General features: G+C 59.6%; 7 protein-coding genes and 1 pseudogene. 3 read left to right on the top strand and 5 right to left on the bottom strand.

Annotation, left to right across the window (positions count from 1 at the left end; genetic code table 11):
• Positions 1-102: 102 nt before the first annotated feature.
• Both WA989_RS09595 and WA989_RS09590 read right to left on the bottom strand, forming a co-directional pair.
• Positions 103-276, bottom strand: a complete 174-nt coding sequence (locus tag WA989_RS09595; protein ID WP_424340277.1) for a hypothetical protein — start codon at positions 274-276, stop codon at positions 103-105.
• Between the two features lie 7 nt (positions 277-283).
• Positions 284-709 (bottom strand): thermonuclease family protein, encoded by a 426-nt coding sequence (locus tag WA989_RS09590; RefSeq protein ID WP_424340276.1) that lies wholly within the window; start codon positions 707-709, stop codon positions 284-286.
• Positions 710-1,050: 341 nt separating this feature from the next.
• Here WA989_RS09590 and WA989_RS09585 point away from each other — a divergent pair, with 341 nt between their 5' ends.
• Entirely contained in the window at positions 1,051-1,332 is a 282-nt protein-coding gene (locus tag WA989_RS09585) for a hypothetical protein (RefSeq protein ID WP_424340275.1), read from the top strand.
• Between the two features lie 118 nt (positions 1,333-1,450).
• Here WA989_RS09585 and WA989_RS09580 read toward each other — a convergent pair whose 3' ends face one another.
• The 3 genes from WA989_RS09580 to WA989_RS09570 are packed head-to-tail and all read right to left on the bottom strand — an operon-like array spanning position 1,451 to position 3,095.
• Entirely contained in the window at positions 1,451-1,873 is a 423-nt protein-coding gene (locus tag WA989_RS09580) for a hypothetical protein (protein ID WP_424340274.1), read from the bottom strand.
• Positions 1,870-2,499: a GNAT family N-acetyltransferase gene (locus tag WA989_RS09575; protein ID WP_424340278.1), complete on the bottom strand. Its 630-nt coding sequence runs from the start codon at positions 2,497-2,499 to the stop codon at positions 1,870-1,872. The genes WA989_RS09580 and WA989_RS09575 overlap by 4 nt, the downstream gene beginning before the upstream one ends.
• The gene (locus tag WA989_RS09570) at positions 2,499-3,095 is read right to left on the bottom strand and encodes a hypothetical protein (RefSeq protein WP_424340273.1); all 597 of its coding nucleotides are present in this window, start codon (positions 3,093-3,095) and stop codon (positions 2,499-2,501) included. The genes WA989_RS09575 and WA989_RS09570 overlap by 1 nt, the downstream gene beginning before the upstream one ends.
• 109 nt (positions 3,096-3,204) lie before the next feature.
• On the opposite strand from WA989_RS09570, the gene WA989_RS09565 reads away from it, so the two are divergent.
• Positions 3,205-4,191 (top strand): LysR family transcriptional regulator, encoded by a 987-nt coding sequence (locus WA989_RS09565; RefSeq protein ID WP_424340272.1) that lies wholly within the window; start codon positions 3,205-3,207, stop codon positions 4,189-4,191.
• A 254-nt stretch (positions 4,192-4,445) separates the two neighbouring features.
• A pseudogene (locus WA989_RS09560) lies at positions 4,446-5,365 on the top strand (hypothetical protein); the annotation flags it as partial.

The following is a 5,365-nucleotide window of genomic DNA, read 5'->3' as shown; positions in this document are numbered from 1 at the left end:
GGTCCGGAGACGAGCCGGGCCGCTGGCGGAGTCCGCCAGCGAAGCAGCGCTCGCGCAGTGCGCGAGGTGATCGCCAGATCAAGGCCTGATGCCGGGTGGCGCCTAGAACAACCGCCAGAGACCCGTCATGGCCAGAAAACCCATGACCATGATGGCAAGGAAACTGAGGATGCCGACAAGCCTGCCGGCGAAGGCGCCCCAGCCACCTTCAGGGAATTCAGTCCCGTCCATTTTGGCGGGTCGATCGTTCTGATCGTTGTCGGTGGGAAACTTCATGACAGGCTCACGCGCACCAGTCCGGTTTGTCGGTCAGCGCGCGGCCCCCACGATGGGGCCACGGCCTGAGCATGCCGGCGTCGAGGCCTGCGGCGGCAACATCCCTGCCGCCGGCTGACAGGCTGAGCACGATCCGGCCATAGCGGTCAGGCGCTTGCTTGTTGGTCACTTCAAGGTCAGCGCCCTTCGTGAGCTCGACCATGAATGCCTTGGCCTCGAAGCCCTGTTCGCGCTCGCGCTCGCATTCAGCACCGCCAATCGCAGCGCCCACACCGCCTGTTTCGGGCGCGTCGACATCGGCCAGGCGAAAGTCGGTCCCGTCGATCCGGCCACTGTCTCCGTCAGACCAATAGATGGAGTTGACGGTATCTGATGTGCCGGGTGACGCCAGCGAACAGGTGCCGACGGCGAATGCGAGGATGACTGATTTCATGATAGCCACTTTGAAGGGATTCTTTGTGGCCGTGCAGATGCCTGTTTCCAATTTTGTGGCCGGAGAACTTTAGCCCAAGGCAAGTACAGAATGCTCGCCTGACGAAGCGATCGCGGGGCCACTCGAACGTTATAATTCCTGTGAATGGCTCTACCTGTACTATCGACAGCACAAGACAATGGAACTCTACCTGCGCGAGAGCAGGCAGTAACACGCTGCCTGCTCAATCAACCAACCAGCCGATGGGGCTGCCGGCGGTCAATAAGGGTTCGAAGCCCGGCAAAAATTGACCTGGCGACAGGACTCTCGTCGGCACGACGTGCAAGAAGGGAAACGAAAAGATGAAAGCAAGACAGGTAACTTGGGTAGAACGCGATGAAGCCGACAGGTACAGACGCATCAGCCGTCTTGGCGGGGCAGACTTCAATCACACAATAATAGAGGCCATCATGAACATGCATCATGGTGTATGTCGATACTGGATGATCTATGATGGCGCACCGGTCTGGATCGTTCTCGACACACGTCCGGGCGCGGCCTATCTGAGAGCCGAGCATGACCAGGGCGAACCGGACATGCTCTTGTCGCTGGCTGCTGCATCGGGCAAGTCAGGAACAAAATGACCGATGGACTGCGGGCCCCAGTGTCCGCAGTCACGTTGCACTTTCCGGGCTTGGTCGCGCGCGGACGCCGCGACCTAGAGCGGCACCCAGAGTCCCGCAGCCCCATCTCAGTCGCGGCCTAGAAAATTGCCAGCCCGCGGCGCCAGGCCCTGTCATCCATATGAACTGTATTGCGCACAAAAGGCAGGCCAGGCCGCCGCCTCGCGATCATCATGCTGGTATCTGAGGAAAACTTATCCGGGCAGATACCAAGCAGTTCGACCGATGCATAAGAGCGGATATCGATCTCTATGGTGAGACCTGCGCAATCGAAGGCGGTATCGACCGGATTCCAGAAGACCGGTTCAATCGACATCACCCTGAGACCCGTTCCTGGCGAATGATGCAATGGCCAGCTTGGCGTCACATGTATGAGTGTGTCCGATGATCGGCGTGCCATCTCCACACGCTGGCTCCAGGCCATGCGAACCGGTGCGGGTACTGCAAGCGCGCCCGCTGGATAGTCGGGAAATACATGAATGATGAGTGCACGTGCGCTCAAGCGGCCTCGTCTTCACCGGCATGCCTGCGCATCTGCGAGCGTTCGAGCACGCCTTTGCGGTCCCAGTCGCCCTCCGGCCGGATCAGAAGATAGGGGTCGGAGAGATGATGGATCGCGTGCGGGTGGACCGGCACCGTCAGCTCGATCTCGCGATATTCATAGTCGGAGAAAAAGAAAGCAGGCCGGTCCTTCACCAGACGGCAATGGGCGGTGTTCCACCAGAGGTCTGTCAGTCGGGACTGGATCTGCGCGATCATGCGGCGATATCCCTTGCGCGCGGCAAGTTCAAAGGCGTGGGCGATGAGAATCTTGACCGCAGGCGTCCCCCTGAAGCGAGGGATCACGCAGACCCGCTCCACTTTTCCAAACCCTGCAAACCATCTCAGCCGGAGGGTCGCAACCGGCTCGTGATGCCGCAACACGATCAGATGTGTGGACGTATAGTCGTTTCCGTCAAATTCTTCTTCATAGGGACACGCCTGCTCCCCCATGAACGCGACCGCCCGGATACACGCGATCTTCTGAAAATCCCCGGGATCGCTGACAATGCGTGTCTCGAAAGCTCCAAAGTCTGCCCGCGACGGCGGGTTTCGAAGTATACCGATGCCAATCTCCGGAAAGCGCATCACGCGACCATCCTGCCTGATCCGGCAATGGCTTCCTGAACCCAGAGATCTCGTGTTCCGAAGCCTGCAGGGGCAAAGCCGAGAGTCGCCATGGACCTTGCCCCATCCTCAGTTGCCGCCCGCGCAAAACAGGGCACCTGCCCGAACACCGAGACACGGCAGGCCGCACAGGCTCGCATGAGCGCGCCGCGCGCTTGCCGGGTCCTGCCTGCATAGACACCGATATACACCCCGAAGCACGGGTCGCCGCGGCGGCAGTAATGGTCAATTACGCCTGCACCCGGATCAAATCGGCCCTCGCGCACGGCCCTTTCACCAGTCTCGCTCAGCGGTACGAGCAGCAGGACACCTTCGACCGGATCTCCAAATACCCAGGCCGCACACCCCGTGGTCTTCTGGGCCATCCAGATCCTGTCGGCAGAGACCATGCCCTGCCCGACCAGTTCTTCGGCGATGCCGACGCCTGCACCGACCTCTTCGCAAGAGGCGCACCTCAGCCCGAACGCGGCCATGCCAGTCACAAAAGATTCGTGGTGGATCGCCATGCCGCCCGGATGTGCGTGGTGCAGGGCTTGGTTCTCCGGTCTTCCGCTCAATCTGGCCTCCATCGCAGTTCAGTGATTTAACCGTCTCAGAAGTTGGCAGCGCGCGCTTCGGCAAATGCCGGAAACCCGCCTTGCAGAAATGCAGAAAGGACCCGCGCAGATGACGACGATCCGATTTGACTGGGACAAGCTGCGCGTCTTCTGCGCTGTTGCAGAACTCGGCAGCATGTCTGCGGCAGCTGCCCGGGTGGGGGAGTCGACCCCGACAGTCAGCCGGAAGATCGATGACCTCGAACAGTCTCTGAATGCCCAGCTCTTCAAGCGTTCGACGCGCGGCGTTGAGCTTACCGAGGCGGGCAAGAAAACCTATCAGTATGCGCTGGCCATGTCCGATGCGGCCACAGCGATCAGCAATGAGATTTCGGATACAGACAATGTTCCCGAAGGTCCGGTGACCCTGCAATGTGGAGATGGTCTGGGCGCGCACTGGATCGGCCCGAGGCTTCCTGCCTTCCATCTCGCTCACCCGAAAATCCAGCTGACCATCAAGGTGACCGACGAACTTGCTAACCTTGTCGATGGCGAAGCCGACATCGCCATTCAGTATACGAGACCCAGGCAGAACGGCCTTATTGCGGCCCGCCTGGGGGTTATTCACTACATGTTCTATTCATCTGCGGCCTATCTGAAGACCTATGGCGAACCGGCCTCTCTTTTCGATCTGGCGCAACATCGTGTGATCCTCAACACGAACTATAAGCACCAGATCGAGCGGTGGATGCAGAAATCCGACCAGTTCAGAAAAGTGCTGGACGTGGCTCTCCTCACTAATTCAGGCGCGGTCATGCGCGAGGTCTGCGCCAATGGCGGCGGCATCGCCGTCTTTCCGTCCTATGCGCATCTCGTGGATGAGAGGCTGGTCCCGCTCGCATTGCCGGAAGTCGCCCCCATACAGTTCTGGCTGACCTATACAGAGAGGCTTCGCAGGCTGTCGGAAGGGCGGATCGTGATCGACTGGCTGAAATCGGCCTTCGATCCGCTGGAGTCGCCCTGGATGCGGGAGCAATTTATTCATCCCAATGATATCGATCCTGACAAGACAGAAAGGGCACGTGCCAACCTGTTCAATGTGCCCTTGTCGGACTGAGAGGCTCACCTGCGGCCGAAGGGATCGGCTGCCGTCTCATCCAGCTACACCAATTTTGAAAACCGGCTTTTGAGTTTCTTGGGCACCGGCGGTGCATCACCCAGCCAAGAGCCTCTGAGCTCACACTCAATCGGATCGATTTCGCAGGTTGCGATACCTCCAAAAAACTTGACAAATTTTCTACTTTAGATTCATGTATGTTTCTTGCTCCCGGTTCGTGCTCTCGTGCAGGCGCTGGCGAAAGGAGACAGGCCATGGCCGGACCAGCAGTCGAGCCTTCCGCGTTGAGGAACGCCTATCAGTCGGCAGCCCAAAAACTGCGTGCAGGCACGCCCGAAGAGGCCGGCAGGATCTTCAGTACGCTTCTGAACAAGCGGCCGGGCGAGCCACGTTTCGTGCACGGCCTCGGTCTCTCCCTCGCCTTGAGCGGCAAACCCGAAAAGGCGCTTCATGCCTTCCGCAAGACCACAAGCTGCGACCCCTCATACTGGAAAGCCTGGCAATCGATCGCTGAAATCAGCCCCAGCGAAGACGAGCGGATCGGCGCGCTCAGCTCCTTGCGCGACGCGCTGGCACATGCCGCATCCAAACGGGATGCGCCGCACCCGGTCACACTGCGCTTTGCAAACCTTCTGATCGACAGGGGTGAATATGAGACGGCGCTCTTGGTCCTTTCGGGACTAATCAGGAAGACAGAGGTCGCCCCTTCAGCCCAGATACTGATGGCCAGAGCGCATTATCGCCGGACCGAATTTGAGATCGCGTTCCGTTACTATTGCAAGGCCTATCATGCGGCCACGCCTGCCCTCTCAGCTGCACCAGACGGATATGGATTCGACACCCGGCGTGCCGCCGTCGCCGCGCAGGACATGATACAGCTGCTCGAAACAGCAGGCACCAGACCCTTCCTTGCAGCGGGCACGCTGCTCGGCTTTGTCAGAAGCGGGGCGCCCCTGACACATGATCGCGATGTCGATATCGGAGTCCTCTGTGACGGCAGCGCGCGACCGGACATTGCCGGCATAATAAGGCGACAGCCCTGCCTGCGTCTGGGCTTCGACGCGCGCCCTGGCGACCGCTATTTTTCGACCTCCTATCAGGGGATCGGCATCGATATCTTCCTCTATGAGGCAGCCGCTGGCCATCTTCTTTCAGGTTTCAGCGATCTGCACGG

This window comes from Henriciella sp. (assembly GCF_049649345.1).
In the GTDB taxonomy this organism is placed as follows: Bacteria; Pseudomonadota; Alphaproteobacteria; order Caulobacterales; family Hyphomonadaceae; genus Henriciella.
The sequence above is the reverse complement of the archived record's forward strand: the minus strand, read 5'-3'. Positions and strand labels throughout refer to the sequence as shown.